This is a genomic window from Paenibacillus jepli, assembly GCF_047238105.1.
Taxonomy (GTDB): domain Bacteria; phylum Bacillota; class Bacilli; order Paenibacillales; family Paenibacillaceae; genus Paenibacillus_D.
Genome location: NZ_JBDFMD010000001.1, coordinates 2387180 through 2404312 on the forward strand (window position 1 = coordinate 2387180; position 17133 = coordinate 2404312).

Below are 17133 nucleotides of genomic sequence, written 5' to 3' on the forward strand. Positions count from 1 at the left end.
CTCTTTCCGGTATATTCAGAATAACGCGTTGTCTCTGTCGACCTTGCGGACGATGCCATTGACGGTCAGGATCAGGATCAGTCCGAAGACCGATTGATAGAGGCCGGCCGCCGTCCCGAGGCCCATACTGAAGTTCACCGTCAGGGAACGGTATACATACGTATCGATAATATCGGTCACATTGAGCAGCAGCCCGTTGTTGCCGACCAGATTCCAGAACAGGTCGAACTGCCCGCGCATGATCCCTCCTACCGCGAACAGGACCAGGATGATCAGCGTCGGCTTGAGCAGCGGCAGCGTGATGTAGCGTATCCGCTTCCATTTGGAGGCGCCGTCTACGTAGGCCGCCTCATAGATGCTCTCGTCGATCCCCATGATCGCCGCAAGATAGATGACCGTTCCGTAGCCCAGCCCTTTCCATACCTCGACTAATACGATGATGAACGGCCACACCTCGGGTGTCTTGTAGAAATCGAACCTCTCGAAGCCGAGCGTCGTAATCAGATTATTCATCACGCCATAGTTGAAGTTGAACAGATTGTACGCAATCGAGCCGACGACGACCATCGAGACGAAGTAGGGCATGAACATCATCGTCTGGCTGACCCTTACGAACTTGCGATAGGTCAGCTCCCGCAGCAGCACGGCGAGCGCGATCTGGCATACATTGCTGAGGACGATAAAAGCGACATTATACAGTATCGTGTTGCGCGTCAGCTTCCATATGATCGAGTCCATGCCGCCGCGGAACAAAAACTCGAAGTTTTTGAGCCCGACGAACGGACTGAACAGCCCTTTGCTGAAATCATAATCGGTAAATGCATTATACAAGCCCACCATCGGAAAATAGCTGAACAGCGTAAAAAACAGCAGCAGCGGCACCAGCATGATGTAATAGGTCTTGTGCGCTCGCAGATCGGCTAACAGCCGTCCTCTGCGGTGAAGCGCTTTCTCGGATACGGTCACAGTTGGTTCCGCCATCGTAACTCCCCCTCTCCTCTAAGTTTTTCCGCTATCCTTATTTTACGGCTGGTCCGTCCGCGAGACTATCGCAATATTCCAAGATTTCTTGTACTTACTGAGGAAATGCGCGATAAAACACGCCCGGAAAACACAAAAAAGCGGGGATCCCTCATCCCCGCTTCTCCCGCTCGTCAAGAACGACAGGTACATCGATCAAGACGCTTGCGCCCTGGCCTGCCTTGCTCTCGAACCGCAGGGACTGGCTCTCGCCATAATACAGCTCCAGCCGCTTGCCGATGTTGGACAAGCCATACCCGCTGCCCTTGCGGGCCGCGCCCGGCCTCCCGCTCCCCCCTGATCCAAAGCCGACGCCGTCATCCGCCACTTGCAGCTTAAGACGCCCATGATAGATCCCGCCCCGGATCGCGATGACGCCGCTGCCTTCCGGCTTCTCGAGAATCCCGTGGACGATGGCGTTCTCCACCAGCGGCTGCAGCGTGATCTTCGGCAGCATGCAGATCATGGCATTCTCATCCACATCGATCTCCAGACGGATCCGGTTCTTAAAACGCTTGTTCTGGATCTCCATGTAGATGCTGCATAGCCGCAGTTCGTCCCGCAGCGTGACGAAGTCCTCGCCTTTGTTCAGGATGAGCTTGTAGTAATCCGACAGCGCATAGACGACCTGCTGGATATTGCTGCGTTCGTCCCGGAGCGCCATCCAGTTCAGCATGTCCAGCGTGTTGTACAAGAAATGCGGATTTATCTGCGACTGCAGTGCCTTTAGCTCGGCCCCGGTCTTCTCCTGACCGAGCCGGAACTGCTCGTCCATCAGCTCCTGCACGCTGTGGATCATGTAATTGTAACTGGATACCAGCTGGCCGATCTCATCCTCGCGCGGCTCGATATCCAGCAGATTAAGTCTGCCCTGGCGCACCTGACTCATCTTGTTCATCAGCAGGAAGACGCGCCTCGTCACCGACCGGGCAATCATGACGATCAACGCCAGCAAGGCGATACAGATGCCCGCATAGATCGCGATCAGTTGCATCCGGACATGGGTAACAGCCTCCATCGCCGAGCGCTGGGACATGACCGACACCAGGTAGAGCCCCGTCGTGCCCAGCTGCTGTTCCCGGGCCAGATAGGTGCCGCTCGCAAGCCGCACCTCGACGAACCGGCCGCCGCTGTCCAGCCGCTCCGGCAGCCGCATCCGCGCCAGCTCGGCATCGCCGCTGCTGGCCACCACCTCGCGCGTCTCCGTCTCCAGATAGACCACCTGCTCCGGCACCGACTTGCTCATCGTCCGGCTCAGCTGCCCGCGGTCGATACTGATCGCCACGATTCCCACGGATTCGGTATAGTTGTTGGGATTCCATAGCAGCCGCCCCAACGTCAGATAGCTGGACGCCCCGCCCCACCTCGTCTCTTCGTACAGCACCCAGGTCGGTTTGCCGCGATTGGCATGGATGTGGTGCGCCCACGACTTATCGGCGATCGCCGTATACGGTCGGAACAGCGCATCTGCTCCCGTCACCACGAACTCGTCGTTGACGAAGTAGATGATCTTGTCCAGCTCGGTGTTGGATTCGAGGATGCGGGTATAGGAGTAGATGTTGTCGAAGACAGCCAGCTGCTCCGGCACGCGCATCTCGTCCGGCTTGCGCGAGAGCACCGTCTGAATGTCCTTGTTGACGATAATCATCGACGAGATCTCCTCGATATGCGAGAAGGTGCTGGAGAGCGCAGTCAGCGTCTGCTCATAATTGCGGTTCGCCGAGTAGCTCTGACCTTCGGTCAGCGACTTGTGGATCTCGTTGTAGGAGATGAAGAAGGTGATGACGAGCGGCACGATGCCGATCGCCGCGAAGAGGACGATCAGCTTGCGCTTGAGCGACAGATCGCGCAGCCAGGAAGGCGCTCTCATGACTCCTGCGCCTTCTTGTATTCGACAGGCGAGTACCCGGTCGCCGCCTTGAACGCCTTGGCAAAGTAGCTGGCACTCGCATAGCCGCAACGGCCGGCAACCTCCTGCATCCGGCAGTGCCCGCTCGCGATCAGCTTCCTGGCCGCCTCGATCCGGTAGTCGCTGATGTACTGCTTGATCGTATGCCCGGTCTCCTGCTTGAACAATACGCTCAGATGCGCCGACGACAGATGCACGACCCCGGCAATCTCGGCCAGCTCCAGGTCTGCCCGGCTGTAATGCAGCGCCACATACCGGATCACTTCCTGCACGAGCCGGGAATAGCCGGACAGCCGCTCCGCTTCCGCCACATACCGCTCAGCCAGCTGACACATGTAGCTGCGCACGTCCGCCAGCGTCATGCAGGCGCGCAGCGACGTGTACGGATCGCTGTATTCCGGCTGCTCGCGCAGCAGGACGCATCCCTCCAGCAGCGCCTCCGCCAGCGATGCGCAGCTATCGGCGACCCGGTCCGGCATCGGCGACCGCCGCTTGGCAAACCCGTCGCACAGCTCCCCGAACCAGTGCGGCAACTGCTCCTGATGATCGCGAATAAGCCGGTAGAGCTCAGGCAGCAGGCTGGGCAGCCGCTCATCCTCCACCCTCTCGCCATCGTCATAGCGAAAGCAGCGCTGCTCCGGTGCGTAGAAAGCGAGCGCCGCTGCCTGACGTGCGGTCTCGCCGCTCCGGGATACGCCCTCCAGGTCGCTTGCGGTCTGACCGATGCCTGTCACTGCGTCAAGGAACTCGACGGCAAAGGCGGACATCAGATAATCGATCCGCCGCCCAGCCTTGGCATCGTAAGCGACGATAAGCTCCGTTTGTCCATTTTCTTCATCATGCATGATGACCTCGCAGCCGTGCTCTCTCCAAAATCCGGCTGCCAGATCATGCTTGCCGGCTTCCCCGTTGAAGGGGAAAAGCTCCCGCAGTACAACAACTGTATACGCCTGATCGGCTGGAAAACCCGTCTCCCTGCAGAGCTTTGCCATACGCTCGCGCTCAGCGCCCCGCAGCAGCAGCGCCGCCAGCTGCCGCCGCTGCAGCGCTACCTTCTCCTCCTTGATGCTGTCCTGCTGCTGATGCGTCTCCAACTGGTGGATCGCCTTGACGATCGCCTGCTCCACCTCCTGCAGCTTGAGCGGCTTCTCGATGAAGTCGACAGCCGAGAGCTTGATCGCGCTCCGGAGATAGTCGACGTCCATGTACCCGCTCATGAACAGCAGCCGGCTGTCCGGACAGAGCCGGACCAGCTTCTCCGCGAATGCGATTCCGTTCAACCGGGGCATCCGGATGTCAGTCAGGACGACTTCCGGCCGCTCGCTTGCAGCGATCCGGATCGCTTCCATCCCGTCCCGGGCCTGCAGCACCTCGGAGATGCCGAGACTGGCCCACGGAAGGGTCTCCACGAGCCCCTCCCGCGTATAATCATCATCGTCTGCAATCAGCAATCGCACCACTTGTTCTCGCCCCGCTTTGCTACAGTCTCTTGTCGTCTAAGTTTAATAACCCTTATGCCGGATTGCAACCGGAATTTCCATGCGCACGCTTACTCCCCCGTTTAAGGCACAGGGACCAACTGCCACTGCTGGTTGCTGCCCAATATATATCTCCACTGCTTGAGCGCTACACCTTCCGCTGTAGAGCTGCCCGGCACGTCAACGGGTTTATTGGAATGCGCCGGCGTGATCCGGTAGTATCCTCCCCCCGTCGGCAGAAAGGCAAAACGCTGGTTGTCCGCGCCGCTATAATTCCAGATGATGAAGCTGGCGCTGTGCAGGTGAGAAGCGCTTGCGACATCGAGCGCCCGGCCGCTCTGCGCATTGCGGACACTATATTGGCCTCCCCCCAGGTGCGTCACGTTCCAGTGCTGATTGGCCGAGCCGGTGTACGTGGACTTCCTGACCACCGCTCCGTCGCTCGTACCTGCCGCCTCCATCACCTTGCCGTCCAGCCGGAGGACGAACCGGTATGTTCCGTCCGGGATATTGCCCTGCGGGAGCACGGCTGAGCCTCCGCCTCCCGGCGGTCTCGTATATAGCAGCGTACCGAAGCCCAGCTCGTCAAAGGAGGACGGACTGCTGCTGACCGGCCCGCCCTCAGGTCTGGTCATGCCTGCTGCAGCAGCGATATTGGGTACAGACAGGCCTTTGCGGTTGGCATAGTGATTGTAGAGCATCTCCCAGATCGGACGCATCGCGTAGCGTCCCGAATCCGAGATGACGGTCTGCGTCTGCACAGAGCCATTGACACCGCTGCCCCACTCATACGTGGAGAAAGGCACGGTGTTGCTGCCGATATTGTAACGCGCGACGTATTCGGCCGCCCGCATCAGGCGGTTATTGGCCCAGCCATAGAGGTCATCGCCCTGGTTCCAGGCCATCTCCGCGATCGCAGCCATCAGCCCGACGCCCATCAGCGTATGCGGCTGATCCCGTCCGGACTCCTGCCACTGCGCCAGGCCGTTGGGATGAAGATAGGGGATGGCATTGTAGATCGAGCCGTTGCCTAGCCCGTGCTTGAAGTATTCGAGTCCGATGTCGTAGATGTCCCGGCGGTCGCAGAATATGCCGATGGCGACTGTGGCGGCCATATTGCTAAGATCCCAGTTGGCCCAGTAATTTTGAATATAGGCCCCGTTATGATCGACGCCGTATTCGTTGCCCAGCAAGAACAGTTCATTCCGCTGCTTGTAGAACACATCCAGCAGCATGTCCTGCATCTGCGTCACATGAAACCCCGGGTACCCTCTCATGATCTCAGCGGCATTGGCCAGTTGGTAGCCCTGCAGTCCGGCTGCCAGATAGCGGTCGGCATTGCCGTTGATGGCGGTAAGCGTGGATGACCAGGCATTGAGGATATCGCGGGCGGTATCACCGTGCGCCGTGCTGCCGCTGATCTTCCAGCGCAAGGCCGTCTGATAGGCGCGGGCAGCGTCTGTATGCAAGAGGCCGTTATTGGCACCCTCGCCGCCCCGGACGATAATCGAGGTCGCTCGCGGCGTCCAGCCGGAAGAGGATAAGGGACTGTTAACCAGCTGATGCCAGCCGTCCAGATAAGGCTGGGTACCGGCGTTGACCATCTGGGTCATCCGCGTGAAGTCGACCTGGGTATGAAGCAGGCCGGGATGCACAAAGAGATTGGCAGCGTGTACTATAGAATGAGGCCCCCCGACCCCGCCTGTCTGGCCAACGAGAAGGGTGAGCAAGACGGAAAGCAAGACGAACTTCTTCAGCACTTTAATCGCTCCTTACTTACCAGTATTCAGCACGTGTTCCTGGCTCCACCCCATGAAGCTTCTGGCTTCTCTCTAAGGCTTGAACATCTGGGCAGTTGGTCGGTTCACCACCTCCGCGAGTTAGTAAGCGATCACATCCGTTTTATCGCATGTAATCGCTATCAATACTATTGTAGCTGCTCTGCCAGATGTGTTGAAATGACAACATCCTATGATGAATAAAACTATATTACGATTAACAGCAAAACAAAAACTCCTTCTCGTCTGCGGAACCGCGCATGGTCTCGCCTCGAAGAACACCGACCGCTCGCCCGACGTACCGGACATATCACTAAGGTTTGCTCGACGCGGAACCCCATTTGAACCATTCAAGTAACTTTTTCTTCTGGTTAGGCGGATTTCTGCCATTTGGTCGGTTGGCACTGCGATACGGACACAATAACCGCCGCTGGACTGCAACGCACTTTTTTTGTTCGTTAGAGCGCCGGAATCGGCCGCCAACTGGGCTGCACTTTTTGTTCGTTAGAGCGTCGGGACCGGTCGGCCGCTGAGCTGCAACGCACTTTTTGTTCGTTAGAGCGTCGGGACCGGCCGCCCGCTGGGCTGCAACGCACTTTTTGTTCGTTAGAGCGCCGGGACCGGCCGCCCGCTGGACTGCAACGCACTTTTTGTTCGTTAGAGCGCCGGGACCGGCCGCCCGCTGGACTGCAACGCACTTTTTGTTCGTTAGAGCGCCGGGACCGGCCGCCCGCTGGGCTGCAACGCACTTTTTGTTCGTTAGAGCGCCGGAATCGGCCGCCCGCTGGGCTGCAACGCACTTTTTGTTCGTTAGAGCGCCGGGATCGGCCGCCCGCTGAGCTGTAGCGCACTTTTTGTTCGTTAGAGCGCCGGGATCGGCCGCCAACTGGGCTGCAGCGCACTTTTTGTTCGTTAGAGCGCCCATGCTCAAAATAAGAGCTACTGTGTCCGTTCGTGAGCGAGCACCGGCATATTCATCGGTTCTTCAGCTCGTTAAGCCGGTTTTCCAGCTTCTTGATCAGATCGGGATCGGCGGAGTCCAATTGATCGATAAAGTGGTTGACCATGAGCGGCCCGAAGTCCTCCATCAGCCCCTCCGTGACGACCCGCGTCTGTTCCAGGATGAATTGCTCCTCGGTCTGCACCGGATAAAAAAACGTCAAGCGATTCCTGCCCCCGCCAGTTGTTTCCTTCTGCAGGATGCCTTTATCCGCCAGCCGGATCATCACTGTCATCACCGCGTTGAGAGAGATCGGCGCCTGATCGTCCAGTTTCTCATGGACCTGCTTGATCGTCAGTTTCTCGTGTGCCCATACGACTGTCATCACCCGTGCTTCCAGCGAACCAAAAAAACGATGCAGCCCCTCTTCGTTTACGTTTAGTTTCTTGATCTTCATCTCCAGGCACTTCCTCCCTGCCTCGTTATCGGGTTGCCCTTCTTCCGATGAGCATCAAACCCGTAATCAGGATAAATGCCGTCCCGGCCAGAAACGGAATGGTGACAAAACCGAACCAGTTGATATATTGCACATTGCAAGGCACGCCTTGAGTGCAGGGCTGAATCTCATTTAGCCATGGCAGCTTCTGCTTCAGGTAATGATACGAGGACACGGCAATGCCCAGGACCGACAAGGGCAGCACATACTTCGCGCAGCGGTCATCATCAACAAACGCGGCAACGCCAAGGATTATACTCAGCGGATACATAAGTATCCTCTGGTACCAGCATAACTCGCAAGGGATAAAGCCGAGGAACTCGCTGAAGTAGAGGCTGCCCAGCGTAGCGACGAGCGCCACCAGCCAGGCCAGATACAAGTAGTATTGTTTAATAAACCGCATAAGCACGCTCCCTAGAAGTTGTTTAAAAAGCCCGCTGCCCATCACAAAGTAATTCTAAGAAGAAACCTTCATTATTTATCCGATTTCTTATTCCGCTGCTTGTTCGATGGCCTGCCGGATCTCTTCATAATCAAACGGATTGGCAATGACGATGTCATTGACCACGATGGTTGGCGTCTGCCCGATCGCAAAGGTATCGACCAGCTCCTGATCGTATACCAGCTTCTCCACGACCTCTTCGGAACGCAGATCGGCCAGGAACTGTTCCGCATCCAGATCCGGAACGGTCGCTTCCGCTACCTCCAATACTTTGTCCTCTGTCACCCACTGGTCATCATGATTGACTTGAGCCGGCTGCTATCGAACATCGCCTTGTGGAAATCCCAGAACTGCTCGGGATGATGCGCATAGATGACTTCGCTGGCCTGCGCGGCAAGGACCGATTCTTCGCCATGGAACATCGTGTTGATATAAGCAAAAGAAGCGATGCCCGTATCCACATAATCCTGTTTTAATTGCGGCCACACCTGCTCGCCCCAGATCTTGCACGACGGGCACTTGTAATCTCCGAACTCGACGATGGACACACTTGCGCTCTGACCACCGGCGATCGGTTGACCCTCTACGGAAGGCGCTTCGGCCAGACGTTGCTCATCAGGCTCATTGGTATTCCCCGCTTGATTAAGCGCGAAGATCCCGCCCAGCAGTATGACCGCTACGAGCGTATAGATCACTAGCATACGGGATGAGTTCTTTTTCATTGTGTTACCTCCATAAATATCGCATTATTATACTACTTATCGTAGTAGTATTAATTTAGTACAGTATAGCAGATCCAAATATTTTGAATTCAATAAACTATGATATGTAGTCTAATAGAGTCGAATTTAGTATAGCAAAAAGAAGCCAACGTTCAATCAGGGATATGTAACAAATTTAAAAACAAATTCTCGGTTAACATGCAGCAAGCCCCTCTCTCGAGGGGCTCTCAGACGCTGTTGTTTATTTGGCTTTAAGAAGTAATGACCGCAATGACTTCGCCTTCCGTAATCCCTCTTTCATTAAAGGCATCCACTCGGGCATACAGGGGCTCGCCTTTGATCAACGCCCCAATGGTCACTTCATCGCGACCCAGCACCATATAGCTGTGATACAGCTTGTCGGGAGCGAATCCCCACAATACGTTGTGACCTACCGCATCGTCAGGATTCCATGTCACCAATAGGTCTTGTCCGTCTCGTACTTCGGTTGTGATTCCCGTTGTCGGAGCAGGCCGTTCACCCGTTCCCAGACCGAACACTCTGAGGCCGGAGATACAGGCTTGCTGGTTGAAAGGAAGCTCTATGACCGTACATCGGATATAGCGGGCTTGCACGCCCTCTTCCCTCACCACCAGATCATGCGGCAGATCTGTGTCCACTGCCGATTTATCTTCAATGACGAAGTACGTCTTACCGTCCAGCGATCCTTCCAGAAGCCATCTCGTGACGTGCTTTCGTTGGTCGATATATCGCGGCATATGGCCCACTTGCTGCAGCTCTGCCCCCTCTGGCAAAGGCACATTCAACTGATCGTCTGCAAAGTTGAGCTGGATCGCATGCACTTCGCAGGGATGGAGCAAATCAAGCTCCACATATTCTCCGGATGTGTTCGTTTCAGCCTTCCACCAGGTCTGCACATTCTCATCGGTTGCCCGTGAAGCATCGTAGCCTTCGGTTGAAGAAGACGCCTTCGCCGGCTTGCCGTAGGATAGCAGCATCCACTCCGGATCGGCCCACGGATCCATCGCAGCCTGCTCGATCCGCATCGGCCAGTCGCCGTACCGCTGGTTGCAGAACAGCTCGCCGTCTTGATCGAAGCCTGCCGGCCACAGCCCGAGCCGTCTCTCGAACATATGATTAACGCTGATCCTCATCGTAGAGGTGTGCCACCAGTTGCCGTGCCGATCCTTCATGGTGGATCCATGACCTGCGCCAGGGATGAAGCCGCCCGGCTTGTAGGAGTACGGATTGTTCTTCGCCAGCTTGAACGGCCCAAGCGGCTTGTCCGCTACATAGACTCCATCAGAGTATACATTGTACTGCGTGCCGGGACTTGAATATTGCAGATAATATTTGCCTTCATGCTTATCCATCCAAGCGCCTTCGATGTAAGGATCATTGCCTACCCTAAGTCTGATCTGGCTCAATTGCTCTTCCGTTACGTTCGGCACGTTCTGGGCGTACAGCTTTACCGTGGCCTCGATCTGCTCGGGCGTTTTGGGCGGGACATGGTTTTCCCCGTTCCGTTCGTAGCCGATAATCGACGGCTGGCTGAAGATCAACGCCACCGGTTCCCCGATCGGCGTCATATCTGCCGGCTGCAGCTCGACCCCGTAGATTGGCGTGATGTTAGAGCATCCCCAATAACAATAAATCCGACCGTCGTCGTCCACAAAAAGGTTCGGGTCCCAAAATTGGAATGTCCCTTCGATCTCTTCGAAATGACCATGAATCGGATCCTTCGTACGATAAAAAGAACCGTTCTTCTCGGCATGCGAAGCGGAAAAGTACAGGTATTCCCCCCTCACTCTTACGTCGGGAGCATAATCATAGATCGGTACATCCTTCAAGGCACGAAACGTCCAATCGACGAGATTGTCACTGACGAGAAATCCAGCCGTCATCGAAGGAAACAGGAAGTACTTGCCGTTAAACAGAATTAACGAGGGATCCGCAGCTTCTCTATTGATTATCATTTCATTCATTTGAGTAAATTGATACTTGTAAGTCATCACGAGCGGGTTACATATGTAATTCATCTTGGGTCCCATCCTTTCATTGATATTTGTACCAAGAACGCCACAGGCAGGGGGAAACTATTTCAATCATAATTCGATTCCGAATATCCGACTAACAGTATACCGACTTTCCAAATGCCACTTTCACGACTACTGTTAAAACAAATGGCTTCGCCCTTTTACCGCAAGGGCGAAGCCATCACTCGATTAACCTGTTACTTTGGCATACCACTCTCTGGCACGCTTCGTCACTTCTTCGCCGCCGGATTGATGCCACTTGTCGACGAATTCATCGAATTTGTCGATCGGGAACTGGCCAAGGATGATCTTGGAAGCATACTCTACGAATAATGTACGGTTATTAATATCCGGGAAACCTTCATAGATGCTGGCCGGTAAGCCGTCACCCGCGATAACCTTCGCATATTGCTGCGCTTCTTCCATATTAGCTGTGAGTTGGTCAATGGCCCACTTGCCTTCTTCCGAAGCCGTATCCTGATACAGTTCGATGGTGAAGTCAAGGGTTGCCGAGCTCGAGTACGGATTAAGCACTTGGTTTTCCATAGTGCTCTTATCGTCTGGGAGCTTTGCGGCTTTGCCGTCCTTCATTTCATAATGCATGCCTTCTACTCCCAGATACATGGCTTTCCAGTTGTCTTGGTCGTACATATTGTTCAAGAGCTTCAACGTTGCCATCAGCTTTGCCTCGTCTTTATTGTTCTTGACGACCCATTGCGGGGGAGCAAATCGTTTCCATGTATAGAAACCATCATAGCCTTCTACCTCAGGGACAGGCAGGATAGAGAACTCCGCCTTCACGCCTGTATTTTTCTCCAAATTCTCCAAGTTAAGATTCAAGTGCTCTACCCAATGAAAATAGTTGCCCGCCTTATCCGATGTAATCTTGCCATCCCACTTGGCCTTGTCGTTCAAAAGCGTCTCCTGATCCAATAATCCATCTTTGTACAGTTGGGCAGCGAATTCCAGGGCATCTTTCATGTTCTGTGTCACCCCGGCATAAGTCAACTCGCCATCATACAAATCCCACTCGGGATACCCTTCAAACATCGCCACTCCGTACATCGAAAAGAGATGATCCATCCACCGGGCTTCCTGACGTCCGCCAGTCGGGATTTCATCCTTTTGGCCATTACCGTTCGGATCCTGATCCCGGAATGCTTCAAGCACCTTCACATACTCTTCTTGGGTTGTCGGCATAGCCAGATTCAGATTATCCAGCCAGTCCTGCCGAATCATGCCCGCATACCTTCCGTAATCCACAGATCCAGGGATGTAGTAAATTCGGCCTTCGCCGTTTGGATCGTTTGCTTTGACGACGTCCCACATCTCGGCCGGTATCGTGTTCCAGACATTCGGAGCATGCTCCTGGAGCAGATCAGTCAGATCCGCAATCGCGCCATTTCTAGCAAGGCTGTCTTCGATCCCCTGTTGGGGGGTGAACATATCCGGCATCTCATTCGCGGCAATTTTTAGATTCAACTGATTCAGATAATTTGTCCCGCCGTTCCACTCGACATAAGGATGAATGACGCCCACACCAAGCAAGTCTTTGTAGAATTCATACAATTCGCTGCCTTTGGTAATCGGTTTATAGCCAATATTCGTTCCCCAAACTTCGATGTCTACTACTTCCTCAGCAGCACTACTCTGATTTTGAGGCGTTTGGTTCGGAGCGGTATTCTCAGGTGTATTGCCGGAACTGCTGCACCCCGTGATTGCTGTCACCGCAAGGATACCTGCAGCTAACCCCAATCCCACTTTTTTGAGCTTCATGTGTTCTCCCCCTCATATAGTTGTTGATTATGTTTAAGGCGTAACGCCAATAAACCAAAATGATCACTTTCATTAGCTATTGCGATCTCATCAAACGCGCCGGGCCGATCAATCCGGTGGGCTCCTGCTGGGCATACGCAGACAGGAAGTCAGGCTGCTCCTTAACTAGTGTATTGGTGACTTCAATGATCAGCTTGTTGCTGCCCTGCTGCACCTTGCCCTGGATGTCCAGCCAGTAAGGTGGACCAATGAGCACTCCTGCCCACTCTCCATTCAGCCATACTTCAGCCGTTTCGTAGACTGCACCCAGGTCCAGTATCAGAGGGCTCGTCGCATCGTCCCACTCAAACTCAGTCTCATAACGGAAGGTGCCGGAGAAACGCGGCAGCACACCCGGTGCGCTCATATTCGTTAATTCCGTTAAGCTTCCCCTCGGGTTGAAGTCGGGATACTGTCCGGCACTGGCTGTGGACACCTGCCACGGATTGGTTAGTACAAACGCCTCCTCTCCAGGGACATGGGAGACGGCCGCACCTGCCTCCTGCTCGATCCCAAACAGCAGGATCAACGATTGGGAAGGCTGAAGCTCAAGCCTTATCCCATGGTCCCAACTCAACGGATAAGGTTGTAGCTTGTTAAGAAACGCATCATAGCTGTACGCGACTCCCTGTACAGGCAGCACGACGTCGGTATGGATGGTTTGATGCGGATTTTCATTGAAGAACATGAACACATCCAATCCGTCATGAACGTAATGATAATGCCGAAGCGCCGGCACCTCTTGCTCCACGCGGATATCGGCATGCCCATCCGCGATTAGCTCATGCGGGAGCTGCTGAAGGGATACCACCTTCACGTTAGAGCGCCCGGCCAAAACTGAGCGTAGATCGGATATCTCTTCGCCTTCGCTCGAACGCGCCGGCCATCCGCCGACAATATAGATGGCCAGTCCCTGAGCAGCGAATGTCGCCAGCGTGCCAAGCAGCGCTGCTGGCAGCGCTTCGGCATAGGGAACGATCAGGCACGGATAATCCTCCTGGTTGATCAACAGCTTGCCTTCCTGCAGCCGGGCTGAATCGATTAGCACGTCTATGGGGATCACGTCGCAGTCGATCTGCTGCTGCATCAAATGCTTGACAGGCTCATGGAAATACATGGCCTCTCCCGACCATTCGGCTTCCGCATGATAGACGACGGCCGCACTCGCGACATGTCTGCCGCCGGACAGGAGATGGCTGACCCGATTGATATAATGATTCAGGTATTTATAATACCGGTATTGCGGGTTTTTCCCGTTGGCGTACATGTGCGGCGGGCAGTCCGGATCCGGAAATGCCTTTTGGCTGAAGGCGTGCGGGACGAAATAATTGACGCCACGCACCAGCATATGATCCGTCAGCCACTTCATGAGCTTCAGCCCCTCTGCCCAGCCGTAGGCGCCATATAATTCGCACATCGTCCGGCCCTGCTTCTTGGGATCGACGTGACTGAGCGACACTCCAAGTTTGGCCAGTCCATAGTGAAAGAAATGGCTGTCTGTCACGCCTGTCGGCTTGCGGTAGGACAGCTCATCGAACCCGGGCACGATCTGCCACAGCACGACGTCGATCCCTGCCATGTCTTGCCCCCACAGCGACCGGAAGAAGTGGCCGGCCCCCGAGCCAAGTCTTGCATGGACGTTATTATCTTCCAGGACATGCCCGATGTATTCGACGCCCCGTGCCCGGCACCAGTCGCCGATCTGATGGCAGAAATGTTCTGCATACAGCTTGGTGATCGTGTCCATATAGGCGTAGCGCACACGGTTTGTGGATTCGCCGCCTTCATGCCACAGCAGATGCAGCAGCTCGCGGTAATCTTCTCCCAGCGTTTGCTGAAGCAACGCGGTCATTTCTCTGCTCCAGGGCAGGGGTACGCCTTGCTTGCCCGGCCTGGACTCAAAGTCAAACGTCGTCTTATCGTTGTAGAACCCCGGCTCGTCGGAGAAGAAACCCGCAAACGTCTTGCCGAAATCCGCTCTGTACCGTTCGTAAAAAGCTTCATACACCGTATCGATCAATATCCGGACCGAGTCCCGGTCAAGCGGGTTCAGGTAATCCTCCTGGGCTTGACTCCCTCCGGTTTTGCTCTCCGACACGATAAATACCCGCCAGTATCCTTCTGGAATATCCCAGTATAGAACCCCGTCCTGCACGAGACCGGTGATGTCGACGCACTCCTCGGTCAAGAGGCCAGTATGTGGATCGCGACGTACCGCTGTCACCGATATAAGCTTATTTTTGCCTGTAGCAAAACTGGACAGGGAGTAGGTCGGCCTCAGTCCATTCAATAGCAGTGTATCCAGCAGAAAGGAGGCTCCCGGCGCGGGGCCGAGGGTGTCGATATGGCGTTCATTCAGAAACACACGGTGCAGCTCTTCCGGCGCTTCCTTAACCTTGCCCGCTGCATGCCCCGTCGGAAAGTGATCGTCATCGAGCATCCATACCTTCATCCCGCGCCTGCGCGCTTCATCCATGATGATGTCCATATCCGCCCACCATGACGGCCCCAGGAAGTCCGGATGCGGTCTGGCCTCTACGCAGACGGCGCCGATCCCCGCCTCATGCACCCGCGCCATCTCTTCCCGAATCACCTGTTCTTCCTCGCCCTGCTGCCATAGGAATGGAAGGATATAATTCTCTTCCCTGCCTTCCAGTACGTCCTGTAAAAGTCGATTCATGTTCAGCCTCCTGTTATCCTTTTACCGAGCCGATCATGGCCCCTTTGACGAAATATTTCTGTAAGAAAGGGTAGACCATAATGATTGGAATGATGGCAAAAATGACGGTCGCAGCGCGTAGAGTCCGCTCATTGTAATTGGCGTCTACCATGGAAGTAGCCCCAGCCATAATGACATTATCGTCGGTGATGAACTGGCGGATCTTGATCTGCAGCGGGAACAGGTCCGGATTCTGCAAGAAGAACAGCGGATGCTGGAACTGGTTCCACAAGACGACTCCGTAGAACAATGCAAGCGTCGCGAGGACGGCTTTAGACAGCGGCAGCACCATCTGGAACAGCATCCGGAAATAGCCGCACCCTTCCAGAAACGCCGCTTCCTCCAGCTCTTTGGAGAACTGTTTGAAGAACGTCCGCATAATGATTAGATTAAAGGGATTGAGGATATGCGGAACGATCAGCACCAGCGGATTATCATACAGCCCGATCGCCCGTACAGTCAGGAAGTAAGGGACGATCGGCGCCTTGAAAATCATCGCTACCACGACCCCGACCATAACCACGGTCCCAAAGCGGAATTCCGACTTCGAGAGCGGGTAGGCCAGCAAAGCGGTCATGAGGAGCGCCAGGATGGTGCCCACCACCGTAGTGATCAAGGTCAAGAAAAACGAACGCCACAGGTCGGGACGGTCAATAATGTATCCCCACGAATCCAAGGTAAACTGTCTCGGCCACAGCGTGACCAGATTCATATCGACCGCGCTCTTGGAGCTGAATGAGGTGGCGATGACCGACAAGAGCGGGATAAGGGCCAGAGCGGACAGTACGATGAGGATAATCGTGATGCCGGATACAAATACTTTCTCGCTTCTCGATTCGAACATGTCTACCAGAGCCCCCCATCCGATACTTTCTTCGACAGCCGGTTAAAAATATAGACCATGATCAATCCAATGACCGATTGAAAGATACCGACCGCAGTAGCATAACTGTACTGGGCCTGCTGGATGCCGGTTCGGAACACGTACGTGTCCAGTATATCGCCTACGCTGTATGTCATCGGGGTGAGCAGGTTATACACCTGATCGAAGCCGAGATCCAGGAAGTTGCCGATCTCCAGCAGGAACAGGATCAGTACCGTAGGCAGCAGCAGCGGAAACGTAATGTGGCGCATCTGCTTGAACTTGGACGCGCCGTCCATCATCGCCGATTCGTACAACTGAGGATCAATCGCGCTGATCGCCGCAATATACACCACCGTACCCCAGCCGGCATCCCGCCATATCGAGGACAAGGTGTAGATCGGCCTGAAGTACTGGCTTTCCTGCATAGCCAATACCGGATCCTGACCGAACCAGCCCAGGATGATGTTGAATAAGCCATTCATCGAGAAGAAGTCGAACACGATACCGGCTACGATGACCCAGGACAAGAAGTGCGGGATGTAAAGCGCGGTTTGGAGTCCTTTCTTCAGCGCCGACTTCCGGATCTCATTGAGCATGAGCGCCAATAACACGGGAACCGGGAAAACAATGACGAGTTTGAGAAAACCAAGAATCAGGGTGTTGCTGAACACCCGGGCAAAATCGGGATGATTCATCAGCGTCTGGAAATGCTTCAGTCCAACCCAGGGGCTGTTGATCATGCCTTGGAATACCGAGTAATCCTTGAAGGCGATTACCGCACCGGCTAACGGAACGTACTTGAACACGATCAAGAAGACAATCCCCGGTATCGCCATGACATACAGTGGCCAGTATACCTTCAGGCGAAGGTTTGCAAGTGCTTTCAATGTTGTCCCCCCAATGTGTCGTTCTT

13 protein-coding genes are annotated in these 17133 nt (G+C 54.8%); all 13 read right to left on the reverse strand.

What is annotated here, in order from left to right:
* Positions 1-15: 15 nt before the first annotated feature.
* The 13 genes from ABC336_RS10500 to ABC336_RS10560 all read right to left on the reverse strand — a co-directional run bounded on the left by ABC336_RS10500 (position 16) and on the right by ABC336_RS10560 (position 17107).
* A complete protein-coding gene (locus ABC336_RS10500; RefSeq protein ID WP_413238620.1) occupies positions 16-981 on the reverse strand; it encodes an ABC transporter permease in 966 nt (321 codons plus the stop codon).
* Positions 982-1132: 151 nt separating this feature from the next.
* A complete protein-coding gene (locus tag ABC336_RS10505; protein ID WP_413238621.1) occupies positions 1133-2890 on the reverse strand; it encodes a cache domain-containing sensor histidine kinase in 1758 nt (585 codons plus the stop codon).
* A complete protein-coding gene (locus tag ABC336_RS10510; protein WP_413238622.1) occupies positions 2887-4389 on the reverse strand; it encodes a helix-turn-helix domain-containing protein in 1503 nt (500 codons plus the stop codon). The genes ABC336_RS10505 and ABC336_RS10510 overlap by 4 nt, the downstream gene beginning before the upstream one ends.
* Before the next feature lie 101 nt (positions 4390-4490).
* Entirely contained in the window at positions 4491-6167 is a 1677-nt protein-coding gene (locus tag ABC336_RS10515; protein WP_413238623.1) for an RICIN domain-containing protein, read from the reverse strand.
* A gap of 992 nt (positions 6168-7159) precedes the next feature.
* Positions 7160-7582, reverse strand: coding sequence for a BlaI/MecI/CopY family transcriptional regulator (locus ABC336_RS10520; RefSeq protein ID WP_413238624.1), 423 nt, complete (start codon positions 7580-7582; stop codon positions 7160-7162).
* Between the two features lie 25 nt (positions 7583-7607).
* Positions 7608-8024 (reverse strand): disulfide oxidoreductase, encoded by a 417-nt coding sequence (locus ABC336_RS10525; RefSeq protein WP_413238625.1) that lies wholly within the window; start codon positions 8022-8024, stop codon positions 7608-7610.
* 87 nt (positions 8025-8111) lie between these two features.
* The gene (locus tag ABC336_RS10530; protein ID WP_413238626.1) at positions 8112-8348 is read right to left on the reverse strand and encodes a DsbA family protein; all 237 of its coding nucleotides are present in this window, start codon (positions 8346-8348) and stop codon (positions 8112-8114) included.
* Entirely contained in the window at positions 8345-8785 is a 441-nt protein-coding gene (locus tag ABC336_RS10535) for a thioredoxin domain-containing protein (RefSeq protein WP_413238627.1), read from the reverse strand. Before ABC336_RS10535 ends, ABC336_RS10530 begins: the two co-directional genes overlap by 4 nt.
* A 251-nt stretch (positions 8786-9036) precedes the next feature.
* Positions 9037-10824: a family 43 glycosylhydrolase gene (locus ABC336_RS10540; protein WP_413238628.1), complete on the reverse strand. Its 1788-nt coding sequence runs from the start codon at positions 10822-10824 to the stop codon at positions 9037-9039.
* Between the two features lie 186 nt (positions 10825-11010).
* Positions 11011-12597 carry a type 2 periplasmic-binding domain-containing protein gene (locus ABC336_RS10545; protein ID WP_413238629.1) on the reverse strand — a complete coding sequence of 529 codons (1587 nt, stop codon included), beginning with the start codon at positions 12595-12597 and terminating at the stop codon, positions 11011-11013.
* A 76-nt stretch (positions 12598-12673) separates the two neighbouring features.
* Complete coding sequence (locus ABC336_RS10550) at positions 12674-15316, reverse strand: glycosylhydrolase-like jelly roll fold domain-containing protein (RefSeq protein WP_413238630.1); 2643 nt, start codon at positions 15314-15316, stop codon at positions 12674-12676.
* Between the two features lie 13 nt (positions 15317-15329).
* On the reverse strand, positions 15330-16199 hold the full coding sequence (locus tag ABC336_RS10555) for a carbohydrate ABC transporter permease (RefSeq protein ID WP_413238631.1): 870 nt from the start codon (positions 16197-16199) through the stop codon (positions 15330-15332).
* A 2-nt stretch (positions 16200-16201) separates the two neighbouring features.
* Positions 16202-17107 carry an ABC transporter permease gene (locus ABC336_RS10560; RefSeq protein ID WP_413238632.1) on the reverse strand — a complete coding sequence of 302 codons (906 nt, stop codon included), beginning with the start codon at positions 17105-17107 and terminating at the stop codon, positions 16202-16204.
* Positions 17108-17133: the final 26 nt, after the last annotated feature.